Below are 588 nucleotides of genomic sequence, written 5' to 3' on the forward strand. Positions count from 1 at the left end.
ACCGTTGGCAACAAGCTGAAAAAAAATGACGTCTGAAAAATATAACACTTTAGGAAAAGGAACTGCGGTAATTTCGTTCATAATCGGAGCATTGATTTTCGGAATTTACTTTCTGACCTCAAACAGCGATTTGTTGTTTATCGGATACGGATTTATAGTTCTTGCAGGAATTGCAAATTTGATAATTTTAATAGCAATTTTAGCTAAATCAAATTCGGACTCAACCAATCGTAAAAGACTTTTAAAAACAAGCGGATTGATGCTGATTAATCTACCAATAATGTTCCTTTTTATTTGGTTCTCGCTGATTTTAATTGGGAATATGAGAATCACGTTCACAAACGGAACTAATAACAAACTGACTGACATTAAAATAGTCGGTTGCGAAACAGAACACATCGCTGAACTTGAACCGAATGAAAGTAAAACTGTTTGGGTTGGAATTACTGGAGATTGCTCAATAACTTTGGAATATTTAGAAAACGGAGAAATTAAAAAAGAAATGGTTGCTGGATATGTGACAAGCGGAATGGGACAAAAAATGAAACACAAAATTGACGGAAAAGACAAAGACATATTATAAAAAAA

The 588-nt window shown here is 33.3% G+C and carries 1 protein-coding gene; it reads left to right on the plus strand.

The features are described from left to right. Positions 1–25 precede the first annotated feature (25 nt). Positions 26–583, plus strand: coding sequence for a hypothetical protein (locus OS188_RS14705; protein ID WP_267149608.1), 558 nt, complete (start codon positions 26–28; stop codon positions 581–583). Positions 584–588: the final 5 nt, after the last annotated feature.

It is taken from the genome of Xanthomarina sp. F1114 (assembly GCF_026410255.1).
GTDB lineage: Bacteria > Bacteroidota > Bacteroidia > Flavobacteriales > Flavobacteriaceae > Xanthomarina.

Bases quoted from the DNA above. Each gene is read 5' to 3' on its own strand.
- OS188_RS14705 (WP_267149608.1), top strand. From the start codon at position 26: ATGACGTCTGAAAAATATAACACTTTAGGAAAAGGAACTGCGGTAATT.